This is a genomic window from Nitrospirillum amazonense, from assembly GCF_029594735.1.
In the GTDB taxonomy this organism is placed as follows: Bacteria; Pseudomonadota; Alphaproteobacteria; order Azospirillales; family Azospirillaceae; genus Nitrospirillum; species Nitrospirillum amazonense.
The window spans coordinates 1,392,839-1,414,335 of sequence record NZ_JARPAF010000004.1; the positions used below are offsets into that span (position 1 = coordinate 1,392,839).

Sequence of the window (21,497 nt, forward strand, 5' to 3'; positions counted from 1 at the left end):
CACAACATCGCCCATAACGTGCAACGCCGCCCCCAAACGGGCGGCGTTGCCGCATCTGTGCCAGCGTGACGCACCCGCCCTTGAAAGCGAGCACCACCGTCCTACCCTTCCTAGGCGTAAAGGCGGTATCCGGATGCGCCTGGTGGTCCTGGTTCTCCTTGAGAATCCCCCGGCCACGGCTTGGTCACTGGCCCCAGTTCAGCCTGCCCCGTAGCGTCATCTGCAAAGGTTCCCACCCTGAAGCGGAGCGGTCATAAAATGCATGACGTGACGGAGCGCGTGTCCACCCGAGCCCTGCGGACCACGCAAATCCATCCGGTTCTTCTGTCCGGCGGCGCCGGCACCCGGCTGTGGCCCCTCTCCCGGGCGATCCATCCCAAGCAATTCCTGGCCCTGACCTCGGACCGGACCCTGTTGCAGGAGACGGCGGCGCGCAGCCTGGGTGACGCCGGCTTCGCCGACCCCGTTGTCATCTGCAACGAGGAACACCGGTTCATGATCCACGAGCAATTGCACGGCATGGGGATCGAACCGCAGACCATCATCCTGGAGAGCGCCGCCCGCAACACGGCGCCCGCCATCGCCGCCGTCGCCCTATGGCTGATGGACCGCGATCCCGACGCCCTGATGCTGGCTCAGCCCTGTGACCATCTGATCGGCTCGCTACCCGACTTCTACCTGGCTGTGGCCAAGGGCGTGCCGGCGGCGCAGGCCGGCCACCTGGTCACCTTCGGTGTCGTGCCCGACAAGCCGGAGACGGGCTACGGCTACATCCGCACCGGCGCCCCGCTGGCGGGCGTGGATGGCGTGCGCGCCGTCGAGCATTTCGCCGAGAAGCCCAACGCGGAGACGGCGGAGCGCTATCTCGCCAGCGGCAACTACCTGTGGAACAGCGGCATCTTCCTGATGTCGGCCCGCCAGTACATCGCCGAGCTGGAGCGCCTGCAGCCGGACATGGTGACCGCCGTGCGCGAGGCCATTGCCGCCGGCAAGGAGGACAATGGCTTCTTCCGCCTGGATGAGGCCTGCTTCACTGCCGCCGCGTCCCTGTCCATCGACCACGCGGTCATGGAGCACACCGACAAGGCCGCCGTCATCCCGGTGGAAATGGCCTGGTGCGACGTCGGGTCCTGGCGATCCCTGTGGGATGTCAGCCACAAGGACGATGCCGGCAATGTCGAGCAGGGCGACGTCATCCTGCAGGACGTGAAGAACAGCTACGTCCACTCCGACGGCCGCCTGGTGGCCGCCATCGGCGTGGAGGATCTGGTGATTGTCGCCACGGATGACGCCGTGCTGGTCGCCGACGCCGCCCACGCCAAGAACGTGGGCAAGGTGGTGGAGCAGTTGCGCCGCCGCAACCGGTCGGAGGAAACCCACCACACCACGGTCTACCGGCCGTGGGGCTACTACCGCGCCGTGGACATCGGCTACCGCTTCCAGGTCAAGCGCATCATGGTGAAACCCGGTGCGCGCCTCAGCCTGCAGAAGCACCACCACCGCGCGGAACATTGGATCGTCGTCCAGGGCACCGCGCTGGTGCAGCGCGACGGCGAAAACCGCCTGGTGCGGGAGAACGAGTCCGTTCACATCCCCATCGGCATGGAGCACCGCCTGGAGAACCCCGGCAAACTGCCCCTGCACCTGATTGAAGTGCAATCTGGCGCCTATCTGGGCGAAGACGACATCGTGCGTCTGTCCGATACCTACGGCCGCGCGTGAGCGCGGCCCCATTTTCCGGGACCCAACCCGGGAGAGGGAGCCAATTGACGCGGAAACGGGCGGGGAACGGGGGGCAACCCGTTTTTAAACCAAGACGCGGTCCCGCAAGGGCAACGCGCCAAGCCCGAGGTCAAATCCGATGCCTGAATACCATCGACGCCATGCCATCCCGTCGTTCGGGAGGGTGATGTACGATCGCCCTCTCGCCCGGCTTCACCCCGCCGCGGAGACGACGGAAGCCGGCGGCCTGAAACGGCGCTTGTTGCTGGCCGCCGCCGGGCTGGCGCTGACCGGCGGTCTGGCCGCCGTCCCGGCCAACGCCCAGACGGAGACGTCGCCGGACGACACGGTGGCCACCCGGCAGCACCCCGAATTCGATCCGCCGGGCATCCGGATGGGTGGCTTCATCCTCTATCCCAGCGTCACGCTGGACGAGGTCTTCGACAGCAACATCTATGCGACGCAGGGGCATGACACCAGCGACCTGATCACGGTGCTGCAGCCCAAGCTGGAGTTGAAGTCCAACTGGAACGTGCACCAGCTGAACCTGCATGCCAGCGGCGACATCGACTGGTACGCCCAGCACAGCCGCGAGAACTACGCCAACTATGACATCGGGGCGGACGGCCGGCTGGAGGTCTACCACGATGCATGGATCGCCGGCGGCGCCGACTACAGCCTGTGGCACCTTCCCCGTACCTCGCCCAACAACATCGTCGGCCAGGCCGACCCGACCGAATACAACCAGGCCTCGGCCAACGTGGTCGGGCACAAGGAATTCGGCAACCTGTTCGTCGAGCTGGGCGACAGCTACAACCGCTACGACTTCGCCAACGCCCAGACCTTCGACGGCCGCACCATCCTGTGGGAACGCCAGAACCATGATGAGAACGAGGTCAGCGTCCGCACCGGCTACACCATCCAAGGCCTGTATGAGCTGTATGTGAAGGGCGCCTACAATACCCGCAGCTACGACAGCACATCGGACATGAGCGGGTTCAACCGCAATTCCAACGGCTACACCGTCCTGGTCGGCGGCAAGTACAACCTGACGGGCATCACCTCCATCGACCTGTTCGCCGGATATCGGTCACAGGATTATGACGATGTCCGCCTGGGCACCTTCTCCGCCCCCACCGGCGGCGCCAAGGTCACCTGGAACGTGACGCCGCTGACGACCGTGACCGGCGAGATCACCCGCGACATCGATGAAACCATCGTCGTCGGGGCGGCCGGCTATTTCGCCACCAAGGAAACCGTGGCCGCCGATCATGAATTGCTGCGTAACCTCATCCTTCACCTGCAGCTAAGCCATGAGGCTGACGATTTTCAAAATATAGGCCGAACAGATGATGTCTATGGCGTTGGTCTTGGCGCGAAATACATGATGAACCAAATGACCGCCATCAACGTCCGCTACAATTACCAAATCCGGTCGTCTAATGGCACCGGAATCGGGTACGCCGACCACAACATTTTGGTTGGCTTAACCCTTCATCTGTAAGGAAATACTGGCTGTATCCATCGTGATCACAGCGCAGGCGGGGGCGGCCCCCGTTTGATCACAACCGCCGCCCCCCACTTTTGATAAAACTATCGTGTGAGCCCCACGAAAAACGGGCCGTCACCACCAGACCCACAAACGAGACCCCGGCGCCTAGGCGGCCGGGCCGCCTCCGATCAAGCAGAAGGTGCCGGAATGCTGCCTTCCCGCCTCCCCCGCAAATCCCCGTCCCGGCTGGCCGTCCTGGCCGTCGTGGCCGGGGCCCTAGCGCTTCCCTACGCGGCTTACGCTCAGAACGCCGGTCAGCCGCCGGCGCCCAACGCCACCGCTGGGGGTGCCGTCGCCAGCAACGACCCGGCATCCCAGCCCGGCGCGCCCGCCGGCCCCAGCGTGGGGGGTGGCGTCGCCGCCGCCGACTATCAGCTGGGCCCGGGCGACCGGGTGCGCATCACCGTGTTCGGCCAGCAGGATTTGTCCGGCGAATACGCCGTCGATGGCACCGGCACCCTGTCCTTCCCCCTGGTGGGCCAGGTGCACGCCGGCTCGCTGACGGCGGGCCAGTTGGGCAAGGCGCTGGAAGGCAGCCTGTCGCCCAACTACATCAAGAACCCCCACGTGAGCGTGGAAGTGCTGAGCTACCGGCCCTTCTACATCCTGGGCGAGGTCAAGACCCCCGGCAGCTACGCCTACGTCTCCGGCATGACGGTCCTGAACGCCGTCGCGCTGGCCGGCGGGTTCACCTACCGCGCCCGTGACGACGACTTCCGTCTGCAGCGCACCGCCAAGGACGGCAGCAAAACCCAGGTCGACGCCGAACCGACGACGCCGGTCCAACCCGGCGACGTCATCACAGTCCGGGAGCGCTATTTCTGATGACTTTGCCCGAGCAGCCCCGCGCCCTGGGTGGTGGTCCCATCCTCCCCCGGCGCCTCACCGCCGCCCCGCCGGCCCCCCGCCCCGTCTACATGCCCCCGCCGCAGCAACAGCAGCGGGACGTGCTGGACACCTACCGCAAGATCTGGGCGCACCGGCGCCTGGTGCTGGCCTGCACCGTCGGCACGGCCCTGCTGGCCGGCATCGTCGGCTGGAGCATGCCATCGCGCTACACCTCGGAATCCCGGGTGCTGGTAGGCGTGCCCCAGCCCTCGCTGGAAGGCATCGGCCCCACCATGGCGTCCATGACCTTCAACGCCGAGCGGGTGCAGAGCGAGGGGCTGGTGGCCCAGTCGCGCGAACTGGCCCAGAAGGTGGTCGACCGGCTGCACCTGAACGACGATCCGGAGTTCAATCCGGACGCCAAGACGGCGGCGCCGCAGATCCCCGCCTGGGCCCGGCTGCTGCCCACCAGCGTGGCGGAATGGTTGACCAAGCCCAAGGCCAAGCCGCCGGAAACGCCGGAACAGCAGGCGCGCACGGCCGCCATGATCAACAACCGCACGGTCGACATCCTGCTGTCCAAGCTGGACATCGCCACGGTCGGCCGTTCGGACGTCCTGAAGATATCCGCCACCACCCGCGATCCGGAAACCGCCTCGCTGGTCGCCAACGCCGTCGCCGACGCCTACCTGGCGGAACAGCGCGACGTGAAGGTCGGCACCGCCAGCCGGGTCGAGGAGTACATGGAGGGCCGCATCGCCGACCTGCGCAAACAGGTCGAGGACAGCGAGAAGGCCATCGAGGACTACCGCAAGCAGTACGGCCTGTATGATCAGCAGAACGGCACCGGCATCATGGGCCAGCGCCTGACGGAGCTGAACACCCAGCTGATCACCGCCCAGACCGCCAAGGCCGACGCCGAGGCGCACCTGAGCGACGCCCAGAACCTGATGCGCCAGGGCATCACCGGCGACAGCGTGCCGGAAGTGTTGAACAACCCGCTGATCCAGTCGCTGAAGCAGCAGCAGGCCGCCGCCGAGCAGCGGCTGGCCCAGCTGTCCGCCACCTACGGCGACAAGCATCCGCAGGTCACCGACGCCAAGGCGCAGATCGCCGACGCCCAGCGCAAGATCAAGGCGGAGATGCAGGGCATCATCAACGGCCTGCAGAACGTGGCCCGCACGGCCAACGCCCGCTACCAGGCCGTGCTGCGCGACTTCAACGAGGCCAAAGGCTCCCTGGGCTCCGACAACCAGAACGCCATCCATCTGGAGGCGATGGAGCGCGACGCCGCCGTCAACCGGCACCTGCTGGAAACCATGCTGACGGAGGAGAAGCGCCTGATCGGCCGCCAGCAGCTGGAGGCGCCCGACGCCCGCGTCATCTCCCGCGCCACCCCGCCGGTGTCCGCCAGCTATCCGCCCAAGGCCCTGATCCTGCTGCTGGGCACCCTGGTTGGCGCCGTGGCCGGCATGCTGATCGCGCTGCTGATGGAGGAGGCCGACCAGACCTTCCGCCAGAGCAGCCAGATCGAAAGCGCCACGGGCATCCCGGTCGTGGCCCTGGTGCCGGAGGTGAAGGGCAAGTCGCCCACCGCCCAGGTGCTGCGCGAGCCGGTGTCCCCCTTCGCCGAAACCCTGCGCAAAATCCACATCGCGCTGGAATTGTCGGAGATGGAGTACAGCCCCCGCACGGTGCTGCTGTCCTCCGCCGCGCCCGGCGAAGGCAAGAGCGTCATCATCGCCGCCCTGGGCCGCCTGCTGGCCAGCCACGGCCGGCGCATCCTGATCGTGGATTGCGACTGGCGCTCACCCTCGCAGCACAAGCTGTTCAACGTGTCGAACAAGCACGGCCTGGCTTCGCTGCTGACCGATGACAGTGTGGTGCTGGACGACTGCATCCATCACGACACCCTGTCGGGGCTGGAGCTGATCACCGCCGGCCACTGGACGTCCAAGGACACCCGCATGCTGACGTCCGACCGGATGCGGGTTCTGCTGCAGACCTTCGCCAAGAACTATGACCTGGTGCTGATCGACACGGCGCCGGTGCTGGTGGGGGCCGAGGTGCTGGCCATGTCGCGGATGGTGGACAAGGTGCTGTTCACCGTGCGCTGGGACCATACGCGCCGCAACGCCGCTCTGCAGGCCCTGCGCCAGCTGGTGGAGGTGCAGTGCGACCTGACCGGCGTGATCATGTCCCGGGTCGATCCGCGCCGCTACCGCCAGTACGGCTATGGCCCGCTGAACTACGATTACGCCCGCCCCCTGGCCGATCACTTCGGCTGAGCCACTCCGGTCAAGGCCATTTCGGTTAAGGATAGCCCCATGGAGCCAGAGGCCCTGCGTGACTTGCCGCCAGAGGGGGTAAAGGGGATGGATCTTCCTCCTTCCTCCGTCCCCTCCCCCCAGGCGGCCCTTTTGACCCGCGCCTATCCGCCGGAACTCATCGGCTCTGCCCCGCAGTGCGCCGACCTGGCGGAATGGCTGACGCGGCTGGGCTGCGAGACCACGGTGTTCACCGGCCTGCCCTATTACCCGGGCAACGAGGTCTTCACCCAGTACAAGGACTTCAAGGGCGGTCACGAGGTGCTGAACGGGGTGCGCGTGGAACGCCTGCGGGCCATGATCCCCCGCAAGGGGTCGGCCAAGGCGCGCATCCTGGCCGAGGCCAGCTTCCTGCTGGCGGGGCTTTGGGCCCGAGCCTCGGGCCGGCTCAAGCCCAAGCCCCTGGTCATCAGCCTCTGTCCTTCCATCCTTACCGTCGCGCTGGGCTGCCTGGTCCGCCAGCGCGACGGCCGGCACGTCGCCATCATCCACGACATCCAGTCCGGCATGGCCCAGGGACTGAACATGGTGTCCAGCGGCGGCCTGGTGAAGGCGATGCGCTGGTGCGAGCGCACCGTGCTGAACCGGGTGGACCTGATCGTCGTGTTGACGGACCACATGGCCGAGCAGCTGCGGGACTTGGGCGTGACGCAGGACATCGAGGTCGTGCCCATCTGGGTCGACACCGACCGCCTGTACCCCGACGCGCCCAAGGTGCCGGCCAACGACGCACCGGCCATCATCCCGGCGCCCAAGATCGCCGCGCGGCTGCTGTACAGCGGCAACTTCGGCCTGAAGCAGGGCCTGGGCCAGGTCCTGTCCATGGCGGAGGAGTTGCAGCGCCAGACCGACGATGTGGAGATCATCCTGCGGGGCAGCGGCGCCATGCGCGCCACCCTGGAGGAGGAGATCGCCGCCCGCGCGCTGCGCCGGGTCCGCGTCACCGGCCTGCTGCCGCCGGACCAGCTGCGCCAGGGCCTGACCGAGGGCGACATCCACCTGGTGCCGCAGGAGCCGGAGGCCGCCGCCTTCGCCATCCCGTCCAAGATCTTCAACATCATGGCGGTGGGACGTCCCTTCGTCACCACGGCCAACCCGCACAGCCCCCTGTGGCACCTGCGGGAACGCAGCGGCGCCTTCATCTGCGTGCCGCCCCATGACACCGCGGCCTTCACCGAGGCCGTGCTGCGCCTGGTGCGGGATGCGGGCCTGCGCCGGGAACTGGGGGCCCGGGGCCGGCGTTTCGTGGAACAGCACTATTCCCGGTCCCATGTCCTGGGGGGATTGGTCCGGCGATTGGATGCGCTCTATGCCAAGTAAGTCCCCAGCAGGGGCCCAGGCCAAACCCCTGGCCGACGGCCCCCGCTCCTTCGTCATCTTCGAGCCGGACGCGGAGGGCCACCCCTGCGAATGGCTGAAGCACCTGATGCACTTCGCCGCCGCGGACAAGCGGGACTACCGCGTCACCTTCGTCGTGGCGCGCGAACTGTATGACGAGCTGGCGGCCGATGGCGCCGCCAGTCGCCACGACCGCGTGCAGGTCCTGGCGCTGGAACCGTCGGAGCAGGCGCTGTGCCGCCACCCCCTGCTGCCGGTGCGCGGATTCGCCCGCTGGTGGGTCATGCGCCGCTATCTGGAGCGCACGGGGTCCGAAGCCGGGCACTTCCTGTCGCTGGACCATTTGACCCTGCCCCTGGCGTTGTCCTTGGGCGCGCGGGGCCGCCGCCTGTGCGGCATCCTGTTTCGGCCGTCCGTCCACTACCGCGCCCTGGGCAGCTATGAGCCGAACCTTAAGGAGTGGCTGCGTGACGCGCGCAAGGCCCTGCTCTACCCCCTCATGCTGCGCAATTCCGCGGTCCACCGCGTCCTGACGCTGGACCCGTACTTCCCGACATACGCCCACGACCACTACGGCCAGGGGGGGAAGGTGCGCACCGTGGTCGACCCCGTCCATCCCTTCGTGAACGAGACGGCGGAGGAACGGACGCTGGCCGACAGCATGCCCACCGATCGCGTCACCTTGCTGCTGTTCGGATTCTTAAGCGAGCGCAAGGGCGTGCTGTCCCTGCTGGACGCGCTGTGCCAGCTACCGGCGGAAGCGGCGGCCAAGGTGGGCGTCATGATCGCCGGCAAGGTGGATCCCGCCTTGCGCGACCGGGTGTACGCCGCCCTGAAAAAGGTGATCCAGGAACAGCCCGAGCTGTGGATCCACCTGGAGGACCGCCGCCTGACCAGCGGTGAGATCAACGCCCTGATCAAGGAGGCGTCGGTCGTGCTGGCCCCCTACCAGCGCTTCGTGGGATCCAGCGGCGTGTTGCTGTGGGCGGCGCAGGCGGGCAAGCCGGTGCTGACGCAGGATTTGGGCCTGCTGGGCTGCCTGGCCCGAACCCATAGGTTAGGTCTCGCGCTGGATACGACCGATAGCGAAGTTCTCTCCAAAGGAATAGAATATATATCGGAAAGCGACACCCGTAGCTATTTCGATCAAGAAGCGGCAGCCAACTATATCCGCCATCAGAGTCCACAGAACTTCGCTTCCGAAATATTTTCCAGCCTCATGGGCACTCCCTGATCGGAGTATATCCGGAATCATTTGCCGCAAGTGCGAACAGGTCCCAGCTTGGTCACAGGACTTCTTGATTCAGGCGTGGCCTGATTTAGGCGAACTCGGCTGTTGATCAGCCACCCTTGGCCAGACCGTCGCACCTGCGTGGGCGGCCGTGGCCACCGGTCGCCGCATTCAGGAACCCAACCCATGCCCCCAGCCCTGTCCGAAGCCCTTTCCACCCCCCTCGTCACGCTGCGGGAGACCCAGGCGGTAGCCGTTCCCGCGGCCGAGACCCACCGCCTGCGCAATGGCCGCCCCCTGGCGCCGCAAGTAATCACCGGCACCGTCGCCGCCATCGACGCCCTGGCCATCCTTGCCACCGGCCTGGCCGCCTCCGCCCTCGCGGACGGCACCGTCGCCCGCCCCCTGTTCGGCCTGGTGCTGATCATCGGCCTGGCGCTGGGCATGTATGCCCTGCGCTGGACCGGCGCGCGGCAGCTGAACCGCCTGTACAAGCCGGCCGATGGACTGCTGCCCCTGGCCCTGGCCTGGGCTGCCACGGCCGGCAGCTTGGTCGCGCTGCTGTACCTGCTGGGCGCCTTCGACCCACCCATGACCAGCTGGCTGGCCATCTGGTCGCTGCTGGCGCTGGGGGCCCTGGTGGCGGGGCGCCTGGCGACCTGCCTGACCGTGGGTACCTGCCAGCGCGCCGGGCGCCTGACCCAGGCCGTGGCCATCGTCGGCACGGGGCCGGAGGGCCAGCGCCTGCTGCGCCGGTATCGCGCCAACCCGCGTGACGACCGCCACGTGGTGGGCGTCTATGACGACAACCGCGCCGGCCACGCGCGCTTCTGCGTCGGCTACCCCATCCGCGGCGGTTTGGACGACCTGCTGACTGAAATCCGCGAGGGCCGGGTGGACCGGGTGATCCTGGCCATGCCGCTGTCGGACGACAATCACGCCCTGGGCGCGGCCCTGGCCAAGCTGAGCCTGGCGCCGGTGGACGTGGGCATCAGCCTGGACCAAGTGGAAATCCACCGCCAAGCGGGCGGATGGCGCGAAGGTGCCGGCGATGAGCCGCCGGTGCTGGAGCTGCTGAGCCATCCGCTGACCGGTTGGCGGGCCATCGCCAAGACGGTCGAGGACCGGGTGCTGGCCGCCATCATCCTGGTCATGATCTCGCCCATCATGCTGGCCATCGCCGTGGCCATCAAACTGGAGAGCAAGGGCCCCATCCTCTTCAAGCAGAAGCGCCACGGCTACAACAACCAGCTGATCGAGGTGTACAAGTTCCGCTCCATGTACCACCACATGGCGGATGCGAACGCCGAGAAGCTGGCGCAGCGCAACGACCCCCGCATCACCCGCCTGGGCCGCATCCTGCGCCGCACCAGCCTGGATGAGCTGCCGCAGTTCATCAACGTGCTGCGGGGCGAGATGTCCATCGTCGGCCCCCGCCCCCACGCCCAGTCGGCCAAGGCGGGCGGCCTGCTGTACCGCGACGCCGTCGCCCATTACGACAGCCGCCACCGCATGAAGCCCGGCATCACCGGCCTGGCCCAGGTCAGCGGCTGGCGGGGCGAGACCAGCACCGTGGAACACATCGTGAAGCGGGTGGAGCACGACCTCCGCTACATCGAGACCTGGACCGTGCTGGGCGACCTGAAAATCATCGCCCGCACCATCACCAGCAGCATCTTCACCAAGAACGCCTACTGACGCCAACGGCAAGAGGCTGTGCCTCTTGCCGTTGTAGGACGCGACTGCGGCCGCCGGAAGTTTCCGGGGAACGCGGTGGACTGGAAACTGAGGACAAGCCAAGCCGCCGGATGGCGGCGCCCGGCGCCTGAGGGTGCCGGCGGCAGACCACCACAGAAGGGACCGTAGCCCATGCGCTGCCTCTGGATCACGCTGGCCGACCCCGACCCGCCCCACAACGGACAGTTCATCTATTCCGGGGGGCTGATCGGCAGCCTGGCACAAGCGGGCGCCGACATGGCGGTGCTGGGGCTGAGCCGGCCGGACGGCAAGCGCGCCGATGGCGCGCGCGAGACGCCCGGCGCCGGCGCCATCGCCTGGCACCTGGCAGAGCATAAGCCCCGCTCGCGCTGGAGCAGCCTGCGGTCCCCCCTGCCCAACATCGCCCACCGCTGCGGCACGCCGGACATGCATGCCCGGCTGCGCCGCCTGCTGGCGACGGAATCGTGGGACAGTGTGGTGCTGGACGGCGTGGGGTCGGGGTGGGCGCTGGCGGACTTCCTGCGCCGCTACCCCGACCGCCACAACCGGCCCAAGCTGGTTTACGTGTCGCACAACCACGAGGAATCGTTGCGCGCCCAGCTGGCGCAAAACCAATCCAACCTGCTGAAGCACCAGGCGATGCGCTTCGACGCCGCCAAGGTGACGCATCTGGAACGCGCCATCGTGAAAGAGGCGGACCTGATCACCGCCATCACCCCCGACGACGCCGACCTTTATCGCGAGCGCTGGCCCGACAAGGCCATGGCCGTGGTGACCCCGGGTTATCGCGCGACGGAGCGTGAGAAGAAGCCCATCAGCCGCGACCTACCCCGCCGCGCCGTCATCGTCGGCAGCTTCGACTGGATCGCCAAGCGCATGAACCTGGAAGAGTTCATCAGCGTGGCCGACGCCATCTTCGCCGCCAACGGCGTGGAGCTGGAGGTGGTGGGCAGCGGCGATGCCACCTTCCTGGCCAGCATGCGCAAGCGCGTCCTGGCCACCCGCTTCACCGGCACGGTGGACGACGTGCGCCGCCATATGGACGCGGCCCGCATCGCTCTGGTTCCGGAGCGCAACGGCGGCGGATTCAAGCTGAAGGTGCTGGACTATGTTTTCAACCGCCTGCCCATCCTGGCCCTGAAGGGCTCGGTGGCCGGCGTGCCGCTGGAGCAGGAGGAAAGCATCCTGCTGTACCCGGGGCATGAGGACCTGGCCATGGGCGTGGTCCAGTCCATCGACGATCTGGACCGCCTGAACAATCTGCAGGACGCGGCCTATCGCGCCTGCCGTGACAGCTTCCACTGGACCAGCAGGGGGCCGCAGTTGCTGACGGCCATCAACGCGGCATGACGACCTGGACAGAATGGGCGGGATATGGCGCCGTTCCCCAAGACAGCGCCGCGCAACGCCAGCCGCTGGGGGTGGTGGATTGGGTGCTGCTGGTGGGATTCCTGCTGGGCATCTACACCGGCTTCGCCATCCAGATCACCCCCAACGTCCCCTTTCCCGCCGCCATTTCCGGCATCACCGGGGTCATCCTGCTGTGGCGCCGGCGGCACCGCATCTCGCCCGCCGGCCTGGCCGCCTTCTTGGGCGTGACCTTGCTGCTGCTGGCATCCATCCTGTACGCGCCGGGGCTGGACCTCTTGTCCAAGCGCACCACCGGCCTGCTGCAGATGATCTATTCGCTGTCCATCTCCTACGCCCTGTTCCTGACGGTGGTGGAGGCGGGGCCGGGCGCCTTTTGCCGGCTGATGCTGGTCTTCATCCTGACCATCATCGTCGGCACCCTGCTGGAGACCTATGCCGGCCTGGCCGCCATCAGCGACGCCGTGCGACAGAAAATCTACACCTCCGGCGTCTATGACGCCGACATCCGGGACGAGCTGCTGTACGGCAAGGTGCGGCCCAAGCTGTTCACCTCGGAACCATCGGCCGTCACCTTCTCCTATACCTTGTTCTCGTTCTGCTGGCTGCTGACCAGCACCTGGAAATACAAGCGCTTCGGCTATCTCGCCATGATGGCGGCGGCCATGGTCGCCATGCCTGGACCCACCTTGCTGCTGATGCTGCTGCTGCTGGGCCTGCATGAGATGGTGCCCAAGGGGGAGGAGCACGCGCCCACCCTGCTGAGCGTGCGCCTCATCAAGATCGGCGCCATCGCCGCCCTGGCCCTGATCGCCTTCGCCGTCATCGCCAGCTCCGTCTATTCCGCCCGTCTGGATAATATCGCCAACGGCGATGACGAAAGCTTCTTCTACCGCGTCATCGGCCCCTTCCTGGTGACGGTGGAGGTGTTGAAGAACCACCCCATTCTGGGCATCGGCCTGACGGGCGAGCAGATGATCGCCGACAGCATCGCCACGGTCTTCCTGCGTTCGGGATCCTTCTCCCCGCTGTGGGCCATCCCGGATCCGCAGGAGGTGATGACCAATTACTTCTGGCTGCACTGGGTATACCTGGGCATCTGCGGCGGCGTGGTGCTGATACTGGCCATCACCGGCTGGCTGCGCAGCCTGGGCGTTCACGCCCTGGCCCTGTGCTGGCTGGGCTGGGCCATCCTGGGCCAGGCGTCCGGCGCCTATGTCAGCCCCAAGACCTGGACCGTGCTGATGCTGATCGCGGCCTGCAGCATCCTGCACGCCGAGGCCCACAAGCGTAAGACGGCGCCATCCGCGCCCATCCCGGCCCCGCCCCCGCCGCCCCGGCCCTATCCGCCGGGCACGCTGGTCGCCATCGGCGGCAACGGCCGGCCCCGACATCGTCCCTAGCCGGCGCATCTGGAAAAGATCGGCCCTTACACCATAGCCACCAAGCCCTGAGGCAGAGTGATGACCCTTGTGACCCAGTGGACGGCCCCTGATATCGGCGCATGGGCGCCGCAGCGATCCTGGAGCCTGGACGGGGGGGTGGACGCGCCCGGACCGGGCATGGCCCGCACCGACTGGGTCCTGCTGGTGGTGTTCCTGCTGGGCATCTACACCGGCTTTTCCATCCAGATCACGCCCAACGTGCCCTTCCCCGCCGCCATCGCCGGCATGGCCGGTGTCGTCCTGTTGTGGCGCCGGCGGCATCGCATCTCCCCCACCGGGCTGGCGGCCTTCCTGGGCGTGACCTTGCTGCTGCTGGCCTCCATCCTTTACGCGCCGGGCCTGGATTTGCTGTCCAAGCGCACCACGGGCCTGCTGCAGATGATGTATTCCCTGGTCATCTCCTACGCCCTGTTCCTGACGGTGGTCGAGGCGGGGGCGGCGGCGTTCTCGCGCCTGATGCTGGTATTCATCATCACCATCGTCATCGGCACCCTGCTGGAAAGCTATGCCGGCCTGAACCGCATCAGCGACGCGGTCCGCCTGGCGATCTATCACCAGGGCATCTACGAGTCCGACATCCGGGACGAGATGCTGTACGGCCGCGTGCGACCCAAGCTGTTCACGACAGAGCCATCGGCCGTCACCTTCGCCTACACCCTGTTCGCCTTTTCCTGGCTGCTGACCAGTGACTGGAAGTACAAGCGCCTGGGCTATCTGGCCATGACGGCCGCGGCCATGGTGGCCATGCCAGGCCCCACGCTGCTGCTGCTGGTGCTGCTGCTGGCGCTGCACGAACTGGGGCCCAGTGACGATGCCAGCCAGTCCACCACCACCCGCATCCTGAAGCTGGCGGCGGTGGGCATCCTGGCCATAGCCGCCTTCGCCATCGTGGGCAGCACGGTCTACGCCAACCGCCTGCACGAGATCGCCTCTGGCAACGACGAGAGCTTTTTCTACCGCGTCATTGGGCCCTTCCTGGTGGCGGTGGACGTGGTGAAGCACCACCCCATCCTGGGCGTTGGCCTGACGGGGGAGCAGCTGGTCAGCGACAACATCGCCGACGTCTTCCTGCGCTCCGGCGCCTTCAGCCCGCTGTGGAACATCCCAGAGCCCAACGAGGTGCTGATCAACTACTTCTTCCTGCACTGGGTCTATCTGGGCCTGTGCGGCGGCATCGTCATGATCCTGGCCATCAGCGGCTGGCTGCGCGCCCTGGGCGTGCGCGCCGTGCTGATGTGCTGGCTGTCCTGGGCGGTGCTCGGCCAGGCGTCCGGCGCCTATGTCAGCCCCAAGACCTGGACCGTGCTGTTCCTGATCGGCGCCTGCAGCGTGCTGCACGCCCGGGCCAAGCGCGCGGCGGAGGCTCCCGTCCCCGCCCCGCTGGAGCCGCCCGTGATCCTGCCGGCTGCGGCCCTGCCGCCCGCCCCGCCCACCATCCCGCCCCTGGCGGCCCTGCACTGATTCGACCCGAAAGAGGGAGCACCGACCATGGACCTCTGGCCCGACGCCCCCTCCCCCACCGACCCCGACTCTCCCAGCGAGGTGCCCACCACCGTGGCTGCCGCAACCCTGTCGCCGTTCGAGATCGCCGGCGGGGCCATCGACTTGGCCCCCAGCCCGTCGGAACGGCGGGCCGCGGCCGCCATGATGCGGGCAGCCTATGCCCTGTCGGCCCAGGTAGGCGACCGGCGCCTCGCCATGACGCAGGAAACCGGGCTGTCGCTGGTCATATAGAGCTTGGGCCCCTTACACACATCCGACCCATCCGGTGAGCACGATCCATCGGCCGAACGCGTTGAGAACCCAGAACTGGCCGCCACAGCCCGTCACGCCAGCCGAAACCAGCGCGATATGCCACAATGGCATCGCTATGAAGTCGGCATGCATCAATGGGTGTGGCGCGCAATTTGGTTCATGGCCATCGTCAATATACATCCCGAAACAAAATTCATACCCTTCGCTTTCGCTGAATTTATGAATAATTGCCCTGGGGTATTTATTTCTCATTTCATCGAAAATCTCATCACTTGGATCCGATCTATTGATGGAGAAATAATATTCCCCCGTCATTTCCCTGCCCGTTGCGAGGTAATTCATGAGAGCCGCCAGCGCGGAACGCTCCGTATCTTCTCCATAAAATGACATCGGAGCGAACTTCAACATGAGGAAAAGGCATAACAGCGCAGAACATGAAAGAACGGACAGGGTGCGGCATATCCATCCACTCTTAACCAGCCTACCGATGCCCATTTTCAGTCCCCTGATGATGGAGTGAGAAATCATCTGCGCAGATCTCCCTTTCATTAGCATCCGGAGACGTGCACCCTCCTCCTTGGCTGTGGTGCCCCCATTCATGCATAATTACAAATCTCATTGTCTGTTCGCGTGACGTCGATCCTAGTCCAGGAATTTCTGATTCCCCTGCTGCCGTCATATAGATTTCACTACGGTTCCCGTTTGTATTACCACCAACAATTCTTCTTTCTTCAGGATATTTGGCTGCATCTCTTTGCGCTTCTTTTAATGTCGCAAATTTGTGCACACTGTCATCTAGATACAAAACTGCATAGACCGGCTGAAACACAAAGTCCGGAAATAAATTACCCATAATTTTATTCTGAGTTGGTAAAATACCTTTCTCACGCAAATCCCTTATTTGCTCATTGAAGATCCTCTCCGCTTCTTTTGGGCTCGGTATCGTTGACGCCATTACAGGGATAACTCCCCCTTTTTTCTTCGCGCCTTGCGCCTGCGGCTGATAACTGACGCTTACAGCCAACCCGTCGCGAGGGGACTTCGCCTGCGTTTCCCCGCCGCCCCCACTTGCCCAGCGTCCATGCCAATCCCGAGGCTGATCCGGGCTGTACTTCACCAGGTTGTCGTTGGCCCGCGCTAGGCGGACGGCGGCGTCCCAGTCCAGGTCGGGCAGGCGCAGGCGCACAGCGCGGATCATGGCCTGGGCCAAATCGCCCCGGTTCAGCGCGTCGGCGATCCTCGTGAGGCCGGGCAGGATGGCGGCGCCCGGCTCCGCGCCGGGATAGGCGCGCTTGAGCAAAACCGCCACCTCGGCCGCCGGGCGGACCTGGTAGCCGCCGGCGCCCTTGGCCAGCAGGGGCACGCCGGCCAGGGCCAGGCCCCCGTCCGTGCAGCTGAGGCCCAGGCCGCCGGGGCCGTTGCTCAGGCGGTATCGACGCTGCCAACCATCCATGTTCGCTCTCCCTGTTGCTGGAAGAGCACTGTATGTTCTTTGTTTGTTCTTGTCAACCTACGCGCGAACGCCGGCCGGCGCGGGCCGCTACTCCTGCGCCAGCTCGGCCGCGATGTTGGCCAGGGTGCCGGGGGATTCCTGGCGGGGCAGGAACAGGAAGTTGTTCACATAGTCGGCGAACTGGCTGCGGGCCAGACCGGGGCGGTAGTCCTGGATGTCTTCCGGCCGCTGCATGGTGGCCACGTCGAAGTCGTCCAGGGGGCGCAGCTTGTTGTGGTAGAGGAAATAGCCCTGGTAATCGATGGCGTCGAAGAAGCGCGCAATGCGGTCGATGGAACCGCGGGCGTGCCGCTCCTCGATCTCCACCAGGATGCGGGGGCGGGAACGGGCGATGGTTTCCCGGCTGCCTTCCAGCACCGCCTCCTCATGCCCCTCCACGTCGATCTTGATGAAGGCGACGTCGCCGGAATAGACGGCGTCGAGGGGGGAGGAGGCCACCTTCAGCTCGCGTTGCGCCGGCTGGTCGGCCAGCGCAGTAGGCGACAGGGTGGACAAGCCGGTTTCCGGCAATCCCGCCACCACGGGGATGTGCAGCTGCGCCATGCCCGAGGTTTGCGACAAGGCCGTGGGGTAAACCACCACGTCGTCACCGAACTTGGCCGCAAGGCGCTCCGCCAGCCAGGGCACCGGCTCGAAGGCGTACACGCGCCGGGCATGGGGGCGCATGAAGTGGATGTAGCAGCCTTCGTTGGCGCCCACGTCGATGGCGTCGCGCCCGGGCTCGCAAAGATGGCGTACCAGGCGGGTTTCGGGTTCACCGAAATGCTCGAAATACTTGTGTTCAAGCCACAGCATCATCGGCGTGGGACAGACGGTGCGAACCAGTTGCTTCGCACCGCGCCTCAGCGCACCGGGGATCATTCAGCCACCTCCTCGGCGAAGGTCGTCGATACCGGCTGCGGCGGGTGCCGGGAGAATAGAGACCGGACCACGCCGGTCATGGCGTCCCGGCTTGGCCGCATCAGCAGGAAGGCGACCCCGGCGGTGAGCATGCCCACCACCGCGGCCACCGCCAGGGCCACCAGGGGCGCCGCCAGCAGGCTCTCAGGCATCACGCCGTTCCTGAGGATCCAGACGACGGCGGCCACGGCCAGCGACGCCACCACCGAGGGCGTGATGCGCAGGTATAGATCACGCTGGGTCACCGGCCCCTGCCCCGCCGCCAGGTAGAAGCAAACCGGCAGACGTATGACCAGGCCGATGGCGGCATAGGCCCCCGCCACGCCCACGGCGCCATAGGGGATGCCGGCGACGAAGGAGGCGATGGCCAGGGCCACGTCGATGGCGGTGGAGCGCAGCAGGTCGCGTGACCGCCCCTGGGGCAGATAGATCAGGCCGGCCGTCATCAGCGTCGGCTGCACCGCGGCCACCAGGGCAAAGCAGGTGATAAGGGGGGACATCGCCTCCCACTTCGGGCCGAACAACAGGTTGGTCACCCAGTCGGAGGCCACGGCGGCACCGGCGGCGGCCGGCATTGTGACCATGGCCACCCGCTCGATCAGGACACCGAACGCCCGACGAAAGCGCTGCGGTTCGCCCACCAGGCGGCTGAGGGCCGGCATGGCCACGGAATAGAGCGGCGCGTTGATGCTGTTCATGGGCACCAGCACCAGACGCGCCGCGCGTTCGTATAGCCCCAGGGTGGCGGCGCCAAACAATCGGCCCACCAGGATCTGGTCGACGCTGCGGGCCAGGGTGGCCAGGATGCCGCAGCCGGAAACCGACAGGCCGAAGCCCAGCAGTTCCGGTATGCCCGGCGTCCTGCCCGGCGGCGACGGCCGCCATCGGCACAAGGCCCAGCAGCCGGTCATGACCAGCAGCGGGGCGGCCAGGCGCTGGGCCACCAGCGCCCAGTGGCCCCAGCCCTGGAAGGCCAGGACCACAGCGACGACGAAGGCCATCAGCTCACTGCCCGTCTCGGCGATGGCGATGGCGGAGAAGCGCATCTGCCGGCGCAGCAGGGCCCAATGCTGGACGGTGGCGCCGCTCATGACGAAGCCCAGGGCCAGCCAGCGCGTGACGGCTTCCAGGTCGGGTTGCCCGTAGAAACGGGCGATGGCGGGCGCCCCCAGGGCTAGGCAGGCGGCGATGAGGCAGCCCGCGCCGGTGTTGATCCAGAACAGGGCGCTGACCTGTTCGTGGGTGATGTCCGTCTTTTGCATGGTAGCGGCGGACAGGCCCAGTTCCTTCACGATCTCGAACAGGGCGGTCATGGCGCCGACCATGGCGATGAGGCCGAATTCCGCCGGTGCCAGCACGCGCGCCAGCACGATGACGGATCCGAACTGGGCCACCAGCTTCACCACCTGGGCCCCCAGCATGACCGTGCCCCCGCGGGTCGCCCGGCGGCCGATGTCACCGATCAGGTGGGCGGTATTCAGATCGCCGTTCCGATCACGCATTAACACCTCTCACCGGCGGCCCTGAAGCACGGACCGCCGTTGTTGGGGTGGAACCAATGCCCGGCCCGGCGAGGGCAATCGCCGAACCGGGCATTGGCGGCGACGACCCAGGCGACGGGGAGAGCCCGCGCCCGGGAATCGTCGCTATCAGGCATGGACCACCGGCGCGCCCCGGACGGAGCCGATATTTTCCACATACCAGCGGTAGGTCTGGGCAAGGCCGTCGTCGATCGACGTCGGCGCGCGCCAGCCCAAGGCCTCCAGGCGGCTGTTGTCCATGATCTTTCGGGGCGTGCCATCGGGCTTGCTGCGGTCGTGGACGATCTGGCCCTGGAAACCCACCACCCGGCAGATCCGTTCCGCCAGCTCGGCGATGGAAACCTCCTGGCTGCTGCCCAGGTTCAGCGGCTCCTCCTCGGAATAGTGCTTCATGACGAAGACCATGCCGTCGGCGGCGTCATCGACGAACAGCAGTTCGCGCAAGGGCGTGCCGCTGCCCCAGATTTCCAAGGTCTTGGCGCCTTCCTGCTTGGCCTTGTGCGCCTTGACCATCAGGGCCGGCACCACATGGCTGGCCATAAGGTCGAAGTTGTCGCCGGGACCATACAGGTTGGTCGGCATGACCGAGGTGAAGTCGCAGCCGTACTGGCGGCGGTAGGCCTGGCATAGCTTGATGCCCGCGATCTTGGCGATGGCGTACCACTGGTTGGTCGGCTCCAGCGGGCCGGTCAGCAGCGCCTCTTCCGGGATGGGCTGGGGCGCCATCCGCGGATAGATGCAGGAGGACCCCAGGAACAACAGCTTCTCCACGCCCGAGCGGTGGGCGCTGTCGATGATGTTCGCCTCGATCATCAGGTTGTCGTAGATGAACTCCGCAGGCCGGGTGTCGTTGGCATGGATGCCACCGACATGGGCCGCCGCCAGGAAGACGGCATCCGGACGCAAGTCCTTCATCCACTTGTCCACCTGGCCGCTGTTGCGCAGGTCGCAGTGGTGGCGGCCGACGGTCAGGACATCACACCCCTCCCGCTCCAGCCGCCGCACCAGGGCGGAGCCCACCAGGCCGCGGTGACCCGCGACCCAGACGCGCTTATTGCGCAGCTCGTAAGGGGGCTTGTGCATCGTGCTGTCCTTCCCACTGCTTGACGGGGGTGCGATCCAGAAGGGCGCGGTCGGCGTTCACCATCTCGTAGACCAGTTCCTCGAAGGCGATCTTGTGCTCCCAGCCCAGGACCGTCTTGGCCTTGGTCGGGTTGCCCAGCAGGAAGTCCACCTCGGCCGGGCGGTAGTAGGCCGGGTCGACCGCCACCAGCACCTTACCGGTGCGGCGGCAGTAGCCGCGCTCGTTGACGCCTTCGCCACGCCACACCAGCGGGCGGCCGATGCAATGGAAGGCCAGTTCCACGAACTCGCGCACCGAATGGGCCTCACCGGTGGCCAGCACATAGTCGTCGGGCTTGTCCTGCTGCAGCATCAGCCACATGCCCTCGACATAGTCGCGGGCGTGGCCCCAGTCACGGCGGGCCTCAAGGTTGCCCAGGTACAAGCAGTTCTGCAGGCCGCGCTCGATGGCGGCCACGGCGCGGCTGATCTTGCGGGTGACGAAGGTCTCGCCCCGCTCCGGCGATTCATGGTTGAACAGGATGCCGTTGGAGGCGTGCATGTTGTACGCCTCACGGTAGTTCACCGTGATCCAGTAGCCGTACATCTTGGCCACCGCGTAGGGGCTGCGCGGATGGAAGGGCGTCGTCTCCGACAACGGCTCGCTGCTGATGCCGCCGTAGAGTTCGGAGGTGGACGCCTGGTAGAAGCGGACATCGTCCTGCATCTTCAGCGACCGCACCGCCTCCAGCAGACGCAGGGTGCCGGTGGCGTCCACATTGGCGGTGTATTCCGGCATCTCGAAGCTGACGGCCACGTGGCTCATGGCTGCCAGGTTGTAGATTTCGGTCGGCCGCGTCTCGGCAATCAGGCGGGTCAGCACCATGCTGTCCGTCATGTCGCCGTAGTGCAGCGAGAACTCGAAGCCGCCCTCATGGCGATCGCGGTAGATGTGGTCCAGCCGGTCGGTGTTGATGGACGACGAACGGCGCTTGAGGCCGTGGACCACATAACCACGGGCCAACAGGAACGAGGCCAGGTAAGACCCGTCCTGGCCGGTGATACCGGTGATCAACGCGGTTCTATTCGACATACGCTGCTCCGTTCATCAAAGGGTTGATCGCTGTTTTCAGCAAAATCTTGGGAGTCTGTTCTTTCAGGGTTGTTGTTCGCGGGGGCGCTTCTTTCCCTTGTTC

The 21,497-nt window shown here is 66.4% G+C and carries 17 protein-coding genes; 11 read left to right on the forward strand and 6 right to left on the reverse strand.

All coding sequences use genetic code 11. From position 1 onward, the window contains the following. Positions 1-258 precede the first annotated feature (258 nt). The 11 genes from P5F91_RS26895 (at position 259) to P5F91_RS26945 (ending at position 15,264) form a co-directional block, all read left to right on the forward strand. A complete protein-coding gene (locus P5F91_RS26895) occupies positions 259-1,722 on the forward strand; it encodes a mannose-1-phosphate guanylyltransferase/mannose-6-phosphate isomerase (protein ID WP_145610255.1) in 1,464 nt (487 codons plus the stop codon). A gap of 187 nt (positions 1,723-1,909) precedes the next feature. Then, positions 1,910-3,226, forward strand: coding sequence for an outer membrane beta-barrel protein (locus tag P5F91_RS26900; protein ID WP_186454689.1), 1,317 nt, complete (start codon positions 1,910-1,912; stop codon positions 3,224-3,226). Between the two features lie 195 nt (positions 3,227-3,421). Further along, a complete protein-coding gene (locus tag P5F91_RS26905) occupies positions 3,422-4,099 on the forward strand; it encodes a polysaccharide biosynthesis/export family protein (RefSeq protein WP_277908743.1) in 678 nt (225 codons plus the stop codon). Further along, positions 4,099-6,390, forward strand: coding sequence for a GumC family protein (locus P5F91_RS26910; protein WP_277908744.1), 2,292 nt, complete (start codon positions 4,099-4,101; stop codon positions 6,388-6,390). Before P5F91_RS26905 ends, P5F91_RS26910 begins: the two co-directional genes overlap by 1 nt. 87 nt (positions 6,391-6,477) lie before the next feature. Continuing rightward, entirely contained in the window at positions 6,478-7,749 is a 1,272-nt protein-coding gene (locus tag P5F91_RS26915; protein WP_277908745.1) for a glycosyltransferase, read from the forward strand. Next, positions 7,739-9,001 (forward strand): glycosyltransferase, encoded by a 1,263-nt coding sequence (locus P5F91_RS26920; protein ID WP_277908746.1) that lies wholly within the window; start codon positions 7,739-7,741, stop codon positions 8,999-9,001. The genes P5F91_RS26915 and P5F91_RS26920 overlap by 11 nt, the downstream gene beginning before the upstream one ends. A gap of 183 nt (positions 9,002-9,184) precedes the next feature. After that, positions 9,185-10,696 (forward strand): undecaprenyl-phosphate glucose phosphotransferase, encoded by a 1,512-nt coding sequence (locus P5F91_RS26925; protein WP_277908747.1) that lies wholly within the window; start codon positions 9,185-9,187, stop codon positions 10,694-10,696. Positions 10,697-10,867: 171 nt separating this feature from the next. Further along, positions 10,868-12,067: a glycosyltransferase gene (locus P5F91_RS26930; RefSeq protein WP_145610262.1), complete on the forward strand. Its 1,200-nt coding sequence runs from the start codon at positions 10,868-10,870 to the stop codon at positions 12,065-12,067. Continuing rightward, complete coding sequence (locus tag P5F91_RS26935; protein ID WP_277908748.1) at positions 12,064-13,488, forward strand: hypothetical protein; 1,425 nt, start codon at positions 12,064-12,066, stop codon at positions 13,486-13,488. The genes P5F91_RS26930 and P5F91_RS26935 overlap by 4 nt, the downstream gene beginning before the upstream one ends. 60 nt (positions 13,489-13,548) lie before the next feature. Continuing rightward, positions 13,549-14,991, forward strand: coding sequence for a hypothetical protein (locus P5F91_RS26940; RefSeq protein ID WP_145610264.1), 1,443 nt, complete (start codon positions 13,549-13,551; stop codon positions 14,989-14,991). Positions 14,992-15,018: 27 nt separating this feature from the next. Further along, positions 15,019-15,264, forward strand: a complete 246-nt coding sequence (locus tag P5F91_RS26945; RefSeq protein WP_277908749.1) for a hypothetical protein — start codon at positions 15,019-15,021, stop codon at positions 15,262-15,264. 12 nt (positions 15,265-15,276) lie between these two features. Here the strand turns inward: P5F91_RS26945 and P5F91_RS26950 are convergent, their stop codons facing one another. From P5F91_RS26950 to gmd, 6 genes are all read right to left on the reverse strand, one after another. Then, on the reverse strand, positions 15,277-15,693 hold the full coding sequence (locus tag P5F91_RS26950) for a hypothetical protein (RefSeq protein ID WP_145610266.1): 417 nt from the start codon (positions 15,691-15,693) through the stop codon (positions 15,277-15,279). A 73-nt stretch (positions 15,694-15,766) separates the two neighbouring features. Next, positions 15,767-16,738: a hypothetical protein gene (locus P5F91_RS26955; RefSeq protein ID WP_277908751.1), complete on the reverse strand. Its 972-nt coding sequence runs from the start codon at positions 16,736-16,738 to the stop codon at positions 15,767-15,769. A gap of 87 nt (positions 16,739-16,825) precedes the next feature. Next, entirely contained in the window at positions 16,826-17,659 is an 834-nt protein-coding gene (locus P5F91_RS26960) for an FkbM family methyltransferase (RefSeq protein WP_277908752.1), read from the reverse strand. Continuing rightward, entirely contained in the window at positions 17,656-19,200 is a 1,545-nt protein-coding gene (locus P5F91_RS26965; protein ID WP_277908753.1) for a lipopolysaccharide biosynthesis protein, read from the reverse strand. Before P5F91_RS26965 ends, P5F91_RS26960 begins: the two co-directional genes overlap by 4 nt. A 147-nt stretch (positions 19,201-19,347) precedes the next feature. After that, the gene (fcl, locus tag P5F91_RS26970) at positions 19,348-20,322 is read right to left on the reverse strand and encodes a GDP-L-fucose synthase (protein ID WP_145610270.1); all 975 of its coding nucleotides are present in this window, start codon (positions 20,320-20,322) and stop codon (positions 19,348-19,350) included. Next, positions 20,291-21,394 (reverse strand): GDP-mannose 4,6-dehydratase, encoded by a 1,104-nt coding sequence (gmd, locus tag P5F91_RS26975; protein WP_145610271.1) that lies wholly within the window; start codon positions 21,392-21,394, stop codon positions 20,291-20,293. Before gmd ends, fcl begins: the two co-directional genes overlap by 32 nt. Positions 21,395-21,497 lie beyond the last annotated feature (103 nt).

Excerpts from the sequence above, each read along its gene's own strand:
- P5F91_RS26895 (WP_145610255.1), top strand. The coding sequence starts at position 259 with ATGCATGACGTGACGGAGCGCGTGTCCACCCGAGCCCTGCGGACCACG.
- P5F91_RS26900 (WP_186454689.1), top strand. The coding sequence starts at position 1,910 with ATGTACGATCGCCCTCTCGCCCGGCTTCACCCCGCCGCGGAGACGACG.
- P5F91_RS26905 (WP_277908743.1), top strand. The coding sequence starts at position 3,422 with ATGCTGCCTTCCCGCCTCCCCCGCAAATCCCCGTCCCGGCTGGCCGTC.
- P5F91_RS26910 (WP_277908744.1), top strand. The coding sequence starts at position 4,099 with ATGACTTTGCCCGAGCAGCCCCGCGCCCTGGGTGGTGGTCCCATCCTC.
- P5F91_RS26915 (WP_277908745.1), top strand. The coding sequence starts at position 6,478 with ATGGATCTTCCTCCTTCCTCCGTCCCCTCCCCCCAGGCGGCCCTTTTG.
- P5F91_RS26920 (WP_277908746.1), top strand. The coding sequence starts at position 7,739 with ATGCCAAGTAAGTCCCCAGCAGGGGCCCAGGCCAAACCCCTGGCCGAC.
- P5F91_RS26925 (WP_277908747.1), top strand. The coding sequence starts at position 9,185 with ATGCCCCCAGCCCTGTCCGAAGCCCTTTCCACCCCCCTCGTCACGCTG.
- P5F91_RS26930 (WP_145610262.1), top strand. The coding sequence starts at position 10,868 with ATGCGCTGCCTCTGGATCACGCTGGCCGACCCCGACCCGCCCCACAAC.
- P5F91_RS26935 (WP_277908748.1), top strand. The coding sequence starts at position 12,064 with ATGACGACCTGGACAGAATGGGCGGGATATGGCGCCGTTCCCCAAGAC.
- P5F91_RS26940 (WP_145610264.1), top strand. The coding sequence starts at position 13,549 with ATGACCCTTGTGACCCAGTGGACGGCCCCTGATATCGGCGCATGGGCG.
- P5F91_RS26945 (WP_277908749.1), top strand. The coding sequence starts at position 15,019 with ATGGACCTCTGGCCCGACGCCCCCTCCCCCACCGACCCCGACTCTCCC.
- P5F91_RS26950 (WP_145610266.1), bottom strand. The coding sequence starts at position 15,693 with ATGTTGAAGTTCGCTCCGATGTCATTTTATGGAGAAGATACGGAGCGT.
- P5F91_RS26955 (WP_277908751.1), bottom strand. The coding sequence starts at position 16,738 with ATGGATGGTTGGCAGCGTCGATACCGCCTGAGCAACGGCCCCGGCGGC.
- P5F91_RS26960 (WP_277908752.1), bottom strand. The coding sequence starts at position 17,659 with ATGATCCCCGGTGCGCTGAGGCGCGGTGCGAAGCAACTGGTTCGCACC.
- P5F91_RS26965 (WP_277908753.1), bottom strand. The coding sequence starts at position 19,200 with ATGCGTGATCGGAACGGCGATCTGAATACCGCCCACCTGATCGGTGAC.
- fcl (WP_145610270.1), bottom strand. The coding sequence starts at position 20,322 with ATGCACAAGCCCCCTTACGAGCTGCGCAATAAGCGCGTCTGGGTCGCG.
- gmd (WP_145610271.1), bottom strand. The coding sequence starts at position 21,394 with ATGTCGAATAGAACCGCGTTGATCACCGGTATCACCGGCCAGGACGGG.